Source organism: Thiocapsa rosea (assembly GCF_003634315.1).
Classification (GTDB): Bacteria; Pseudomonadota; Gammaproteobacteria; order Chromatiales; family Chromatiaceae; genus Thiocapsa; species Thiocapsa rosea.
On record NZ_RBXL01000001.1, the window covers coordinates 3,644,483 to 3,657,739 of the forward strand.

Consider the following 13,257-nt stretch of genomic DNA (forward strand, 5'->3'; position numbering starts at 1 on the left):
CCCATAACGGTTGGAGTCGACGCGGTTTAAGGTGATTTCCGCGACAATGCGTCCCGGCGGGACCGAACGATGCCGACGCGGCCGAAACAAATCGTTGTCGTTGTCGTCGGGAATCCGAATACGATTACGACAACGACAACGACAACGAGCAGAGCCTTTGAGCACTTTTCTTGGTTCCGGCTTTGCTGATGGATCCTTTTCCGGAGATCACCTTGGGTCTTCTACCAGACCAACTCCCCGGCATCATGCGCCTCGGCAACCGCGCGTCCGCGACGCTCGTCGACGCGTAAGGCGACAACCAGAGCGATAGCGAACAAGAGCACGCAGAAGAGGATCGCGGTCTGCAGGCCCACCAGGACCTGCAGGAGTCCGATCGCAAGCAGTCCGAACATTCCCGCCAGCTTCATCGATAGACCCCAGAAGCCGAAGAGCTCTCCCGAGCGCGACAGCGGCGAGAAGAGTCCGACCAGGGTTCGGGTGGCGGACTGACAGGCGCCGAGGCTTAAACCCGCCACACAACCGACCACCAGAAAGATGTACTGTGCCGGCCAATCGCGTCCCAGGACGTCGTGCGCCAGCTCGCTCAAGAGCGGCGTGAGATAGATGAGCGCGATCGCCAGCATCCACATGACCAGGGTGATCACATAGGTCCGCAGTGCCCCGAGCCGGTCTTGGATGAATCCTAATCCGAGTGCGCCGACGGCCGCGGTGATCTGCACCAGGACGAACATCAGCGTGCGCACGGAGGCATCCCAGCCGATCACCTGCGCGCCGTAGATGAAGGCGTAGGCGATGATGATGTAGATGCCGCTCATCGAGAAGAAGACCGATACGAACAGCACGCCCAGATCGCGATGAGTGCGCAGATGGGTCAGCGTCTGGCGGACCCTTGCGATGCCCATTCGCATGAGGCCGGTTCCGGGCGGCAGGGCGCGCGCCCGACCGCGCTCGTGCACCCAGAGAAAGGTCGGGATGGCCGCGATCAGGAAGAAGGCGGCGGCCCAAGGCCCGACCCAACGGATACGCTCGAAGTTCTCGGCGCTGACATCGCCTAAGACCAGCAGCACGAAGACCGCCGAGACCATCCCGCCGACATAGCCCAATGCCCAACCGAAGCCCGAGATCTTGCCCAGGTCCTCGGGCGGACCGAGTCCCGGCAGGAAGCTCGCGATGAAGGCCTCGCCGATCGAGTAGGCGAAGTTCGAGATGATCAGAAGCAGTACCCCGAGCAGTGCATAGCCGGGTGCGACGAAATAGAGCGCAGCCGTCGCGATGACGGTCAGCAGATAGCTTGCGAAAAGAAAGCGTTTCTTGCTCGCCGTGTAATCCATGATGGCGCCGGCCACCGGGGAGCAGACCACCACCAACAGATAGCTGGTGGAGAGCGCCAGGCTCCAGAGTAGATTGCCGAGACGATAATCCGGCGCATCGCCGACAATGACGCGCGTGAAGAGGTCGCCGAAGATGACCGTGATGATGAGCAGCGTATAGGCCTGGTTGGCGAAGTCGAACATCGCCCAACCGAAGATTTCGCGTTTCGATGCGCGGGTGCGTGTCATCATGTCGGCCCTTGATGTATGGGTGTTCTCGGGGTCGGATGCTGCGCGAGCCGGGTCATGATCTGCAGGCAGACAAGCCCCAGCACCATCAATCCTGCCACGACCAGGAGGGATCCGTTGAAGGTTCCGCTGATCTCGGCGACCTCGCCGGCGAGGACGGGTCCGAGGATCTGGGCGATCCCGTAACCGAGGGTCAAGCGCGCCATGATCTGCGCCGGATGCGCGGGATAGCGCACCCCGACCATCGTCAGGACCAAGGAGACGATGCCGATGAATGTGAATCCGAACAATGCTGCACTGACGATGGCGGCGAGCAGCGATCCGCTCAAAACAGGCAGGACGATCCCGACGATCTGCAGACCGTAGGCGACTTGGAGCGTGCGCAGATAACCCAAGCGGCGGGCGATGCGGTCCCAGAGGATCGGTGCCGGGATCGCGGCCACGCCGACAAGGAGCCACATCCAATCGCCCAAGCCCTGCAGGAGCGGCTGTTGCTCGGTGATCAACACCGTGAAGGTCGCATTGATGACATAGCCGAATCCGGCACAGACATAGGCGCCTTGGAGCAGCCACAACCAAGACGCGCCGGGTTCGGGCGAGGCGCCCAGATGGCGAGGCGTGAGCGGTTGACCGCGATCGGGTGTCGGCAACCCCAGCCACGCGGGGATCAAGAGCACGGCGCCGACCAGCGTCAAGGCAATCCACTGACCTTGCCAGGACCAGACGAGACCCGCGCCTGCGACCACCAGGACGCCGACGACGATCCCCAATCCGATCCCGCTGAAATGCACCCCGAGCTCGCTGCGATGATCATGTCTGATCAGCCAGTTGAGGATCAGACCCGAGCCCAGCATCAGCCCGGCGGCGCTGCTCAGTCCCGCCAGATAGCGGCTGACGCCCCAGAGGATCGGCGACTCCCCCATCGCCATCATCAGGGTCGTGACCACGGCCAAGAGCAGACCGGCGCGATAAAGCCGGTCCTTGATCCGAAGATCCCTGAGTCGGCTGACGATCAAGACCCCCGACAGGTATCCGAGATAGTTCCAGCCGGCCAGCCAGCCGGCGAGGGCCTCGCCCATGCCGGTCTCGCTTTGCAGAACCGGGATCATGGGCGTATAGGCGAAGCGTGCCACGCCCAAGGTCAGGATCAGGGCGCAGATCCCGGATGCCAGAACGCTCCAGTGGCTGGGTTGATGGTCGGGATGCCTCACGCGTCGCGGGTCCCCGGACAGTCCCGAACCACATCCGCGACGAGGCGCGAGCGCCAAAGATAGAAGGGCACCGCGAGACTCAATAGCAGCGAGGCCAAGAGCAGCTCGTCGATCGCATCGCGCAATGGCTGGCTCGATGCCGTGAGAACCGCCAGCAGGACGCCGAGATAGATGAGGATCGACAGCGTGAGGATCTCCCGTGCGCGTTGCCATATCCGGCGCACCCAGCCGGGGCAGGGTCGCCGTCGTCGGAATCCGGCAGCCAGGACGAGCGCTGCCGGGAGATCGGCGACGAGAAGCTCAGGCCGCACGAGATTGCGCAGCACCTCGATCTCCTCCCCGGTTGTCGGCAGAAAGGTGATCCCCAGAACCAGCAGATGGCGCACCAGGAAAACCAGCGTCAGCCAGAGCAGGATCGGGGTCTTCAGGAGCAGATCGTCGTCGTAGCGATGCGCTGCATAGCGCGATCGGCGATCGGGATGCGTCCCGCTCATCACGTCCCTGCACCGGACGAGGATCGGGATCCCGACGCGACACTAGAGCGCACCGGCAGGGATGCGCACGGGATCAAGGCGGCGGCGCTTGGTCGAGCTGCGCATAGATGCAGTTCAACGCAGGGGTGTTCGTTCCCGTCGGAAAGAAGCCGTTGATGTCGGTCGCGTAGGTCGTCCGGTCGATACGACCGTAGTACAGCTTACTGGTCTCGTCGAGGAAATAGTCGTTGCCGTCGCCGTCGCTGATGTTGATGAGATAGTTCAGGGGCTGATTGCCGAGCGAATGGTGTCCGCAGGCATTGGCGATCTGATTGTAGAAGCCTTCTACCCCAGGCTTTTCGATCAGGCTATCCGGTGCGACCAAGTCGCCGCCGCAGCCGGATAGCGCCAACATGACGACGCCGGTGACGGCCAAGGTGGCCTGCAGGCGCGTGCGTTTGTGTGCTTGTGCCATTGGTGATCCTCGGGTTGACGCTTATCGAAGCCAGTTGGAGTCGAACGGATCGGGCTGAAACGCGCGATATTTCGCGACACCGTACGCCAAGTGATGCACGGACTGAAGAAAATTCAGCTCCGCCCAGGCATCGAGAGGCCAGCCGGTGCGGTCTCCGCGTTTGTCGAGGATAAGATCGGAGAACATCGCGTCGAATGCGTCCGGGTCGCCCCAAGCGAGTTGAAGGCGTTCGATGACATGTGGAAAACTCTTCTCCAGAACCGAGAGCATGGCCGTTCTCCTCAATGGTACGCGTCGCTCGCGGCGATCGTCGTCGGTGGACTCGCTCCAAGGCCCGGGGTTCGCCCCGCGGCCGATCCACCCGGATTTGAGATTCGGTGCCCGAATCGATTGCGCGCGCCCCGGTCGCATCCATCTGGCGAGCGGCGGCTTCGGCCGAGACCAAGCATTCCGCGAGCCAAATCAAGGTCGTCGCCTAACGATTTGAGTTTAAAGGCGATGCATTGCCTCTGTCGTATGCTGCCACTGAGTTGCTGACCTGCATCGTGCCAATGTGACCCGAATGGTCAGCGGCGCCCGTCGCACCCGAGAACCGGCTCGTCCCTCCCGGCGGTGCTTGGTGCGCCTCACTCGTCGGCGATCGAGACGTCCTTGCCCGCTGCCGTGAGCTCGGCGGTCTTCACGTCGATATAGTCGAACGGGCTGTCGGGGTACCGCTCGTAGTGACGGCCGGCGACATACTCCAAGATGCCGCCGAAGTGGTAGCGGTAGAGCAGGCTCTCGATACGGGTGATCTCGCGTCCCCGGTCGAAGAGCACGATGCTCGGGGTGTATTGGATGCCCAAAGACTCGGCAAGCGCCTTGGGCGTGGTCGCGTTGCCCATCGGGTCGATGATGGGTGTCTCCGATCGGGTGTCGAGACGTACGAGGGTCAGACCCTTCAGTATGTCGCGGATCTCGGGGTCGGCCAAGTGGCCCTCGTGCAGGTCATCGCAGGCTACGCAGGCGACGTCCTCGAACAAGATCGCGAGAGGGCGATCGGCGACGCCGGCGAGATCCTCGATCGTCTGGATCTGGGGATGTTCTCGGAAGCTGTAGACCTCGCTCGGGCGTTTGGCGGCGGCATAGTCGTTCAGGGTCTGCTGCAGGTAGGCGCGTTCCTGCACATAGTCGAGGACGATCTTGAAGTCATCGCGATTGCGATAGCCGCTGACGCGCGCGACCGGACGGTTGGATTCATCCAGAAAGACGACCGTCGGGGTGAAGCGCACCTGATAGAGCTCCGCGAGCTCCTTTTCGGACATCGACATCTCCTCGGTCACGGCGACCTCGCGATCGCCTTTCGTATTCAGGGCGATGACGTCGAAATGCTCCTGGATGAATTCGCGATAAGGTGCCGTCGCAAAGTTCTCCTGGACCAGCTTATAGCAGTAGGGGCAGCCGTTCATTTCCATGACGAGGATGACATGCTTGCCCGATTCGGCCGCCTCGCTCACGTCCTCGGGGAGGTCGAGAAAACTCTCTTTGAACCAGCTCGGGTGGCTGAGCATCTTGGCGCCCGTGACTTCGCCGGTCGGGGGCTGGTCCTGCGCGACGGCGGGAACTGCGTAGAGGGTTGCAAGCAACGCGCAAAGCGGCAGAAGCCTTGTCGGGGATTTCGGTGTCGTGCCGAACATCGAGAGCGTCTCCTGTAGGGTAACGTCGGGTGTGGATCCTAACCGGGAGAGCGGTTGCCGGGAAAGGCTCGGTCAGGGCGTGACGGCGGTTCACACGGAGTGCGTGTGCCGTTGACAGGATCGCGGCAGCTCGCTACATTCGCGCCCTCTTGAGGGGAGTAGTCGCCCTCGCGTCTTGACATCCGTCATGCGTGAGGGGCTCGTGTCAACACACTTGGCGGCGACGCCATGGCACGCGCGGCCGGTCGGCTTGACGAGACCTTGGGTGCGGTGTCATGTCCGGCGAGGGGTCGGGCGGGTGATGCCGTGTCCTCGGTTTTCTCGCCCGACCCCCGGCAATATCACACCATGCGTTCTCTCCACGCGTTTTTTCTTCGCCCCGGACGTCTCGTCTCGCGGTGTTCTCCCTTCTACGCTCGGCCCGTTCCTTCGGGCCAACTCCGAACGACGTTCGGCGACATCGGCTGTGCGCGGAGGGCTCCGCGATGAGCGATCTCGCCCTGTCGCAGTTCTCCGGGTGGCTGTGGGCCGCGGTGACCACCTTCGGCGTGATCTTTCTTGCCGAGCTGGGCGACAAATCCCAGTTGGTCTGCATGACCTTGGCGGCCCGTCATCGTCGATGGCCCGTCTTGATCGGGGCGGTGTCGGCCTTCGTCGTCTTGAACAGCCTTGCCGTCGTTTTCGGCGTGGGGCTCGCGCAATGGATTCCGGAGCGCGTCCTGGCGGGCGTCGTCGCTATCCTGTTCGCCGTCTTCGGGGTGCTCGCGTTGCGCGCAGAAGAGGCCGACGAGGACGCGCCGCAGCACAACTGGAGCCATCACGGAGTCGTCATGGCGACCTTCTCGATGATCTTTCTAGCCGAGATGGGCGATAAGACCCAATTGGCTGTTGCCGGCTTGGCCGTCACCTTGCCGCCCCTCGCGGTGTGGACCGGGGCAACCCTGGCGTTGGCGCTGACGTCCGCGCTCGGCGTTTGGGTCGGATGCCGCCTATTGCAGGTCATGCCGCTGCATCGGCTCCATCAACTGAGCGGTGTGGTGTTCTTGATTCTCGCCGGGCTCGCGTTGACACGCGTGTTTTGATGTTAAACCGCGTCCAGAGCGAGTTGCTCACTTACGAGTGGGTTCGACGTTTGGTGCATCCACGGCCCTTCGCGGGGACGCGGTTTAAAATTTTATCATTTTTAATCTCTTAAACCGCGCCGTCTCCAGCGGTCGTCAAATCCTCCGGGGCCGATCCCATCCAAAAACATCGCATACCGCTCTGGACGCGGTTTAGAAGAGAGGACCGACCGAGGTTCCGAGCAGCAATACTCCAGATGCCGCGACTGTGATGAGAACGTTGTCGTCGATGGGGCCGAACTCGTAGCGCTCGATCCAGGTCGCCACGATCGCCGAGATCAGGCCCCAAACCGGGATAGCGGGCTCGGCGAGTCCGCCGATGACCCAGCCCAGGGGCGCGCAGACAATCAGCATGAAGACGTTGCCGATCGGACTCTTGGAGCGGCGGCGCACCATCAAATTGCGTGCGATTCCGGTCACCCCATCCCCGAAGGCCATGTAGAGCGCCGGGAGGATGGCGAGCCAGGGGTTGTCGAGCAGCCACCAGAGGAGCGAGACCGACAGGGCCCACATCAGGGCGAACTTCACATCGTTGCGGTTCTCGTCGGTCTGGAACCAGTAGAACCTCAAACCGGTCGCATGGGCGCCATAGGTGAGAAGGGTCAGCAAGAGACCGCAGACCAGCGGAAACCAGGGGCTGTCGAAGACCAAGGGGACCATCAAGGATCCGACGCCGCCGGCCAGCATGTGCACGATCTTGCGGTTGTAGTAGACCGCGCGGATCGGCTCCATCCCGCGTGCGACCATGGCGCGGTAGGGAATCCGGGTCACGAAGAGGACCGCGAGGACATAGAGGCTGAGGCCGGCCGCCCAAAACAATTGCGATGAGATGGTCATAGCGCGATGCGGCTCAAAGCAGCTTGAGCAGGGCGGCGATTGCCCCGACCTGCGCGAACATCAGCGGGATCAGCCACAGTAGGAGGGTGTTGCGACCCCGTTCGATTGCCGTCATCACCTCGCCGCGCAACTGTTCGATCTCGGTCTTGATCTCGCCGCGCAATTGCTCGATCTCGGTCTTGATCCCGCCGCGCAATTGCTCGATCTCGGTCTTGACCTCGCCGCGCAATTGCTCGATCTCGGTTTTGACTTCGCCGCGCAATTGCTCGATCCGGATGGTGAGATCCGCACGCACCTGCTCGATCTCTCGCGTCAGTCGCAGCTCGGACTCGCGCAGGTGACCTTGGGTCACCAACTCCGGCAGATGCGGATAGCGCTCTTCCAGACGTTCAAACGCTTCGGCGATCACTCGCGCACGCGCCCGTTCGTCCGGCGCGCTGGCCAGTGCTTCGTAAAGCTCGACAACAGAGCTCATGGCAGGCTTCCTTCCGTCGACCGATCATGCCGACAGTGTATCCGAGGTTGGTCTTGAAGCGGGAGGCGCCGTGTCACTGCACGGAGTCTCGATGCCGAGCACGCGCGGATTCTTCGACCCGAGCACGCCCCGAGCACACCGGGCCGGTGTCGGCACTTTCTCACCGTATCGGCTCGCCGTCGTGGCCGCTACGCCTCCTCGGCGCGTCTTGTCCCGACGTGTGCGGAACGCACTTTGATGTCCGAAAAATCCAGGTGCACTCGGTATGGCCAGACAGGACGAGACGTTATATTGTATCCAACGGTTTGACCATAGCCGATCCAACGAGGGCAATCCACCGATGCTGCGTCGCCTCTTCTTGATTTTGCTCGTGATCCCCTGCCTCGCGCACGCGGAGGATCCGCTGACGGTCTTCGTCACGGTGGCCCCGCAGGAGACCTTCGTGTCGCGCATCGGCGCTGAACATGTGCGTGTCAAAGCCTTGGTGCGGCCCGGCCAAGACCCGCATGCCTATGAGCCGACCGCGCGCCAGATTGCCGCCCTGGCCGATGCCGATCTCTATGTGCGTGTCGGTGTCGGCTTCGAGGATGCCTGGATGCCGCGCCTGCTGGCGGCGAACCCGCGCATGCGTGTGCTCGATGCTCAAGACGGCATCGAGGTGCGTCGCAACGACGAGGGGCACCACCACGGCGACCACGGCCACGATCATGACCATGATCACGGTGACTTCGATCCTCACGTCTGGACGAGTCCCGCACGCGTGAAGATCCTGGGTGCCAGGATCCGCGATGCGCTGGCCGATCTCGCCCCGGAGTATGCCGCTGACTTCGCCGCCAACTACGATCGCTTTGCCGCCGACTTGGACGCGCTCGATACCGAGATTCGCGCGCGCCTCTCGGGTGTGGAGAACCGCCGATTCATGGTCTACCACCCGGCTTGGGGCTACTTCGCCGAGGACTATGCTCTGGAGCAGGTCGCGATCGAGCGCGAGGGCAAAGAGCCGGGTGCGCGTGCCTTGACCGCCGTGATCGAGCAGGCTCGGCGCGAGGACATCCGGGTGATCTTCGTGCAGCCTCAGCTCAACCCGGCGTCCGCCGAGCAGGTTGCGCGATCGATCGGCGGTCAGGTTGCGGTGATCGACCCCTTGTCGGGCGATTATTTCGAGAATCTTCGGCAGGTTGCCGAACTCATTGCGGGGGCCGGCGCGCCATGATCCCCGGCAGGGGCGTGCCGCAGGCGGGATTGCCCAAAGTACCTGTCATCGCGATCCGGGATCTCGGCTTCTCCTATGGCGAGTCGCCTGTCCTCGAGGGCGTCGATCTGGAGATCCTCGACGGCGAGTTCGTCGGTCTGGTCGGCCCCAATGCCGGCGGTAAGAGCACGCTCCTGCGGCTTGTGCTCGGACTTCTGGAGCCGCAGCAAGGGAGCATTCAGGTTCTCGGGCAGGCGCCGCGTCAGGCTGTGCGACGGGTTGGTTATGTGCCCCAATTTCCGACCTTTCCGCGGGATTTCCCGATCTCGGTCGAGCAGGTGGTCCTGACCGGGCGGCTCGGCTTCGGGCCGATGCTCGGCTGGTACCGCTCGAGCGACCGCACCGCGGCGCGCCGAGCGCTTGCCGAGGTCGAGGCGCTGGATCTGGCGCGTCGGCGCATCGGAACTCTCTCGGGTGGCCAGCTGCAGCGTGTTCTGCTGGCCCGCGCACTGGTCGGCGAGCCGCTGATCCTGATCCTCGACGAGCCCACGGCCAACATCGACCAACGCATGGAGGGCGACATCTTCGACCTGCTCGCGCGGCTCAATGCGCGGCTGACCATCCTGGTCGTCTCGCACGACATCGCTTTTATCTCGGGTTATGTGAGTCGCGTCGCCTGCCTCAACCGAACCTTGGTCTGTCATACGACCGAGCGCGTCGACGGCGACCTGATCCACCAGCTCTACGGCGATAACGTCCGTCACGTTGCGCATGCGGGATCCGCGCCCGGACTCGCTCACCACCTCGCACACCAGGGGCACTGACCCGATGCAGGACTTTATTCAGGCGCTCGGCCAACACGCCTTCCTGCAGACTGCCCTGCTGGCCGGACTCCTTGCAAGCCTCGGGTGCGGCGTGATCGGGACCTTCGTGGTGGTCAAGCGCATCGCCTTCATGGCCGGAGGGATCGCCCATTCGGTCTTGGGCGGTATGGGCGCGGCGCTCTATTTCGGCTTCGACCCCTTGCTCGGTGCGCTCGCCGCCGCCGTGCTCTCGGCCGTGCTGATCGGCCTGGTGCGGCTCGCCTGGAACGCCCAAGAGGACACCCTCATCGGCGCGCTCTGGGCGATCGGCATGGCGATCGGGATCCTCTTTATCGCCAAGACGCCGGGTTACACCACCGACCTCATGAGCTTTCTGTTCGGGAACATCCTCCTGGTTCCGCGTCGCGAGCTTTGGTTCATGGCCGGCCTGGATCTGGTGTTGGTGCTGACCGTCATGCTCTTCTACCGACAGTTGCTCGCCGTGACCTTCGACGAAGAGTTCGCCCGACTGCGCGGCGTGCCCGTCGCCTTTTTCTATCTCCTGCTGCTCTGTTTGGTGGCGGTGACCGTGGTCTTGCTGATCCAGGTCGTCGGCCTGATCCTCGTGATCGCGCTGCTGACCCTTCCGGCGGCGATCGCCGGTCATTATGTCCACTCGCTCGGCGGCATGATGCTGATCGCGACGTTGCTCGGAGGGTTTTTTACCTCCACGGGCTTGGCGCTCTCTTACGGGCCGGACCTGCCCGCGGGACCGACCATGATCTTGCTGGCCGGGAGCGTTTATGTCGTCTCAGCCGTTCTCAGCCGCTTTCTTTCGCGGCGCCGAGTGCAGCGACGTGCGCTGGTGGCCGAAGCGGGAGGTTAAGCGGATGACGTCGATATCCGAGACAACAGTACTTGATCGCGCCGATGCCCTCTGTCGTGCGCGCGGTGTGAGACTCACCGCCCAGCGGCGCCGAGTCCTCGCGATCCTGTGTGCCTCGTCCCGTCCGTTGGGTGCTTACGAGATCCTCGATGCCATGCGCGAAGGCTCCCGCACACTGGCCCCGCCGACCGTCTACCGCGCGCTCGACTTTCTTCTCGAGCAGGGTCTGGTGCATAAGCTCGAGAGCCTGCATGCCTTCGTCGGCTGCAACCATCCCGAGCATCCGCACTCAAGCCAGTTTCTGATCTGCAACAGCTGTGGCGAGGTCACCGAGATCGATGACGAGGCAATTGCCCGCAGCCTCGGCTGCGCCGCCAGCGTAAGCGGTTTTCAACCGCACCGGCGGGTCGTGGAAGTGATCGGGACCTGTGCGGGGTGTGCGCAGAAGGGGCGGTGAATCACGCGTCATCAACGCATTGAAGGTGTTGTTCGTCATCCCGGATTCGGTGGTCAACCTATTTCCGACACGCCACTCATTCTCAAGGAGTCAGTATGCATCGAATTCGCACCTACCTCGTCTCCGTGACGGCAATCATGATGGGTCTCGCCGTCGCGACTGCCTCTGGCGAGGACACCGGACAGCGTCGTCAGGGCGCCCATGTCCATGGAATCGCTCACATGACGCTTGCCGCCGAGGGCGACAAGGTTCTGATCGAGCTGACGAGCCCTGCGGCGAGTCTGATCGGTTTCGAGCGAGCACCGCGAACCGACGAGGAGCGCGCGACACTCGCACTCGCCAAGGAAAACCTTATGGCCGGCGATGCCATGATCCGCCTGAACATCGAGGCCGGTTGTCGGCTGGAAACCGCGGAGATCGATGCCGCCTTTGCCGAGGTCGGCCAAAGCCGAGGGGCGAAGCACGACCACGCACACGCGCATGATCACGATCACGACGCCGATCACGGCGAGGACGGACACGCGGACTTTGTCGTGCGCTACGGCTTCGTCTGCGATCGGCCCGACGCCCTGGGCTCGGCCGCGCTCGGCCTCTTCTCAGGCTTCCCCGCCCTTGAGCGCGTCCTGTTTCAGTACGTGACCGCGGAGGGGCAGGGTGGGGCGGAGCTCACCCCGCGTGCGCCCGTCGTGACCTTCGTGCCGCTCTAAACCGCGTCCAGAGCGAGATGCTCACTTTCGCGTGAGTTCGACGTTTGGTGCATCCACGGCCCTTAGCGGGGACGCGATTTAGGTGAAAGAGATTTTTAATCATCGAGCTCAGCTTTTTCGTGCTGCGTTGGCTGTCTGGTTTCGGCGCTTGGGCGGGATTGACGGCGAGCGGTCTTCTGTCGGCTGCGGTGTTGCATGAGTAACCCAGCCGACGACCCCGCTGCAGTCATCGCGATCCGCGATCTGGCCTTTCGATGGCGACGCGGTACGCCGATCGTGCTCACCATCGACCACCTTGAGATCGCGCGCGGCGAGCGTGTCTTCATCGAGGGGCCGAGCGGCAGCGGCAAGACCACCCTGTTGAGTCTTCTGGCCGGCGTGGTCAAGGCCGAGCAGGGGAGCCTGAGCATTCTCGGGCAGCCGCTGGAGCGCATGGGCGCCGTCAAGCGCGATCATTTCCGGGCCGATCATGTCGGCTATGTCTTTCAGATGTTCAATCTGATCCCTTATCTGTCGCTGGTCGAGAACGTGACCTTGCCCTGTCGCTTCTCGCGACTGCGGCGTGCGCGCGTGCTCGAGCGCACCGGCTGCAGCGGCCGTTCCGCGCGGTGTCTGGAGGAGGAGGCGCTGCGTTTGCTCGATCATCTCGATATGGCCGAGCCCGCGCGTTCGAAGCGGCCCGTCACTGAGCTCTCGGTCGGGCAGCAACAACGCGTTGCCGCGGCGCGCGCGCTCATGGGTTCGCCCGAGATCCTGATCGCCGACGAGCCGACCTCCGCGCTCGATTCGGATCGCCGCGAAGCCTTCATTCGACTGCTGTTTCGGGAATGTGCCGAGACCCGGATGAGCTTGATTTTCGTGAGTCACGATGCGGCGCTCGAGCCCTTGTTCGATCGCACGGTGCGTCTCGCCGAGGTCAATCGCGCCCTTAAACCGCCCGGTGCGGTATGCGATGTTTTTGGATGGGATCGGCTGCAGTCGACCTGACGAGCGCTGGAGCCAGCGCGGTTTAAAGCTTAAGGCCCATCAACAAGCCGGCCATGAAGGATGCCGCACTCGTGAGGTTGCCGCCGATGAAGTCGAAGAAGGCGCCTGCATGGACCCCGAGCCAGTCCACCCAGCCGTTGTAGTGGATCTCCAAGCCGGACCAGTTCACGTCCAGAATGCCGACATACTGCAAGGCGAAGACCCCGAGCAGGATGAGACCGACGACCAGCACAACCAGCTTGAAGGCCATCTTCAGCGCAAACCCGAGCGCCAGCCCGACCATGAAGGAGAACCCGAGCTTCAGAAAGAAGGTCTCGTTGAAGAGTCCGGCGGCGTCCGCCGGCACGGTCCATGCGCCATTTTCCGGTGCCATGGACGCGAGTAGGTCGTTACCGAGT

Annotated in this window: 16 protein-coding genes and 1 riboswitch; of the genes, 7 read left to right on the forward strand and 9 right to left on the reverse strand. The window is 63.2% G+C overall.

The features are described from left to right. Positions 1 to 221: 221 nt before the first annotated feature. From BDD21_RS16370 to BDD21_RS16395, 6 genes are all read right to left on the reverse strand, one after another. The gene (locus BDD21_RS16370; RefSeq protein WP_120798050.1) at positions 222 to 1,562 is read right to left on the reverse strand and encodes an MFS transporter; all 1,341 of its coding nucleotides are present in this window, start codon (positions 1,560 to 1,562) and stop codon (positions 222 to 224) included. Beyond that, positions 1,559 to 2,770 carry a YbfB/YjiJ family MFS transporter gene (locus tag BDD21_RS16375; protein WP_120798051.1) on the reverse strand — a complete coding sequence of 404 codons (1,212 nt, stop codon included), beginning with the start codon at positions 2,768 to 2,770 and terminating at the stop codon, positions 1,559 to 1,561. Before BDD21_RS16375 ends, BDD21_RS16370 begins: the two co-directional genes overlap by 4 nt. Further along, positions 2,767 to 3,264, reverse strand: a complete 498-nt coding sequence (locus BDD21_RS16380) for a DUF2919 family protein (RefSeq protein ID WP_120798052.1) — start codon at positions 3,262 to 3,264, stop codon at positions 2,767 to 2,769. The genes BDD21_RS16375 and BDD21_RS16380 overlap by 4 nt, the downstream gene beginning before the upstream one ends. A 73-nt stretch (positions 3,265 to 3,337) precedes the next feature. Further along, complete coding sequence (locus tag BDD21_RS16385) at positions 3,338 to 3,718, reverse strand: hypothetical protein (RefSeq protein WP_120798053.1); 381 nt, start codon at positions 3,716 to 3,718, stop codon at positions 3,338 to 3,340. Positions 3,719 to 3,739: 21 nt separating this feature from the next. Next, a complete protein-coding gene (locus BDD21_RS16390; RefSeq protein WP_120798054.1) occupies positions 3,740 to 3,988 on the reverse strand; it encodes a hypothetical protein in 249 nt (82 codons plus the stop codon). 356 nt (positions 3,989 to 4,344) lie between these two features. Next, positions 4,345 to 5,394: a thioredoxin family protein gene (locus BDD21_RS16395; RefSeq protein ID WP_120798055.1), complete on the reverse strand. Its 1,050-nt coding sequence runs from the start codon at positions 5,392 to 5,394 to the stop codon at positions 4,345 to 4,347. 145 nt (positions 5,395 to 5,539) lie between these two features. Beyond that, positions 5,540 to 5,646, forward strand: a riboswitch (yybP-ykoY riboswitch). Between the two features lie 233 nt (positions 5,647 to 5,879). Here BDD21_RS16395 and BDD21_RS16400 point away from each other — a divergent pair. Continuing rightward, positions 5,880 to 6,476, forward strand: coding sequence for a TMEM165/GDT1 family protein (locus BDD21_RS16400; RefSeq protein ID WP_120798056.1), 597 nt, complete (start codon positions 5,880 to 5,882; stop codon positions 6,474 to 6,476). A 192-nt stretch (positions 6,477 to 6,668) separates the two neighbouring features. Here the strand turns inward: BDD21_RS16400 and BDD21_RS16405 are convergent, their stop codons facing one another. Then, positions 6,669 to 7,352, reverse strand: coding sequence for a hypothetical protein (locus BDD21_RS16405; RefSeq protein WP_120798057.1), 684 nt, complete (start codon positions 7,350 to 7,352; stop codon positions 6,669 to 6,671). A gap of 13 nt (positions 7,353 to 7,365) precedes the next feature. Further along, a complete protein-coding gene (locus tag BDD21_RS16410) occupies positions 7,366 to 7,827 on the reverse strand; it encodes a DUF1640 domain-containing protein (protein WP_120798058.1) in 462 nt (153 codons plus the stop codon). A gap of 340 nt (positions 7,828 to 8,167) precedes the next feature. On the opposite strand from BDD21_RS16410, the gene BDD21_RS16415 reads away from it, so the two are divergent. The 6 genes from BDD21_RS16415 (at position 8,168) to BDD21_RS16440 (ending at position 12,859) form a co-directional block, all read left to right on the forward strand. After that, on the forward strand, positions 8,168 to 9,040 hold the full coding sequence (locus tag BDD21_RS16415) for a metal ABC transporter solute-binding protein, Zn/Mn family (protein WP_120798059.1): 873 nt from the start codon (positions 8,168 to 8,170) through the stop codon (positions 9,038 to 9,040). After that, positions 9,037 to 9,843 (forward strand): metal ABC transporter ATP-binding protein, encoded by an 807-nt coding sequence (locus BDD21_RS16420; RefSeq protein WP_120798060.1) that lies wholly within the window; start codon positions 9,037 to 9,039, stop codon positions 9,841 to 9,843. Before BDD21_RS16415 ends, BDD21_RS16420 begins: the two co-directional genes overlap by 4 nt. 4 nt (positions 9,844 to 9,847) lie before the next feature. Beyond that, complete coding sequence (locus BDD21_RS16425; RefSeq protein WP_120798061.1) at positions 9,848 to 10,708, forward strand: metal ABC transporter permease; 861 nt, start codon at positions 9,848 to 9,850, stop codon at positions 10,706 to 10,708. A 4-nt stretch (positions 10,709 to 10,712) separates the two neighbouring features. Continuing rightward, entirely contained in the window at positions 10,713 to 11,165 is a 453-nt protein-coding gene (locus BDD21_RS16430; RefSeq protein WP_120798062.1) for a Fur family transcriptional regulator, read from the forward strand. Positions 11,166 to 11,260: 95 nt separating this feature from the next. Further along, positions 11,261 to 11,872 (forward strand): DUF2796 domain-containing protein, encoded by a 612-nt coding sequence (locus tag BDD21_RS16435; RefSeq protein ID WP_120798063.1) that lies wholly within the window; start codon positions 11,261 to 11,263, stop codon positions 11,870 to 11,872. 195 nt (positions 11,873 to 12,067) lie between these two features. Beyond that, positions 12,068 to 12,859 (forward strand): ABC transporter ATP-binding protein, encoded by a 792-nt coding sequence (locus BDD21_RS16440; RefSeq protein WP_120798064.1) that lies wholly within the window; start codon positions 12,068 to 12,070, stop codon positions 12,857 to 12,859. Positions 12,860 to 12,881: 22 nt separating this feature from the next. Here the strand turns inward: BDD21_RS16440 and BDD21_RS16445 are convergent, their stop codons facing one another. Further along, positions 12,882 to 13,232, reverse strand: a complete 351-nt coding sequence (locus BDD21_RS16445) for an FUN14 domain-containing protein (RefSeq protein WP_120798065.1) — start codon at positions 13,230 to 13,232, stop codon at positions 12,882 to 12,884. Positions 13,233 to 13,257 lie beyond the last annotated feature (25 nt).

Excerpts from the sequence above, each read along its gene's own strand:
- BDD21_RS16370 (WP_120798050.1), bottom strand. The coding sequence starts at position 1,562 with ATGATGACACGCACCCGCGCATCGAAACGCGAAATCTTCGGTTGGGCG.
- BDD21_RS16380 (WP_120798052.1), bottom strand. The coding sequence starts at position 3,264 with ATGAGCGGGACGCATCCCGATCGCCGATCGCGCTATGCAGCGCATCGC.
- BDD21_RS16385 (WP_120798053.1), bottom strand. The coding sequence starts at position 3,718 with ATGGCACAAGCACACAAACGCACGCGCCTGCAGGCCACCTTGGCCGTC.
- BDD21_RS16390 (WP_120798054.1), bottom strand. The coding sequence starts at position 3,988 with ATGCTCTCGGTTCTGGAGAAGAGTTTTCCACATGTCATCGAACGCCTT.
- BDD21_RS16395 (WP_120798055.1), bottom strand. The coding sequence starts at position 5,394 with ATGTTCGGCACGACACCGAAATCCCCGACAAGGCTTCTGCCGCTTTGC.
- BDD21_RS16400 (WP_120798056.1), top strand. The coding sequence starts at position 5,880 with ATGAGCGATCTCGCCCTGTCGCAGTTCTCCGGGTGGCTGTGGGCCGCG.
- BDD21_RS16405 (WP_120798057.1), bottom strand. The coding sequence starts at position 7,352 with ATGACCATCTCATCGCAATTGTTTTGGGCGGCCGGCCTCAGCCTCTAT.
- BDD21_RS16410 (WP_120798058.1), bottom strand. The coding sequence starts at position 7,827 with ATGAGCTCTGTTGTCGAGCTTTACGAAGCACTGGCCAGCGCGCCGGAC.
- BDD21_RS16415 (WP_120798059.1), top strand. The coding sequence starts at position 8,168 with ATGCTGCGTCGCCTCTTCTTGATTTTGCTCGTGATCCCCTGCCTCGCG.
- BDD21_RS16420 (WP_120798060.1), top strand. The coding sequence starts at position 9,037 with ATGATCCCCGGCAGGGGCGTGCCGCAGGCGGGATTGCCCAAAGTACCT.
- BDD21_RS16425 (WP_120798061.1), top strand. The coding sequence starts at position 9,848 with ATGCAGGACTTTATTCAGGCGCTCGGCCAACACGCCTTCCTGCAGACT.
- BDD21_RS16430 (WP_120798062.1), top strand. The coding sequence starts at position 10,713 with ATGACGTCGATATCCGAGACAACAGTACTTGATCGCGCCGATGCCCTC.
- BDD21_RS16435 (WP_120798063.1), top strand. The coding sequence starts at position 11,261 with ATGCATCGAATTCGCACCTACCTCGTCTCCGTGACGGCAATCATGATG.
- BDD21_RS16440 (WP_120798064.1), top strand. The coding sequence starts at position 12,068 with ATGAGTAACCCAGCCGACGACCCCGCTGCAGTCATCGCGATCCGCGAT.
- BDD21_RS16445 (WP_120798065.1), bottom strand. The coding sequence starts at position 13,232 with ATGGCACCGGAAAATGGCGCATGGACCGTGCCGGCGGACGCCGCCGGA.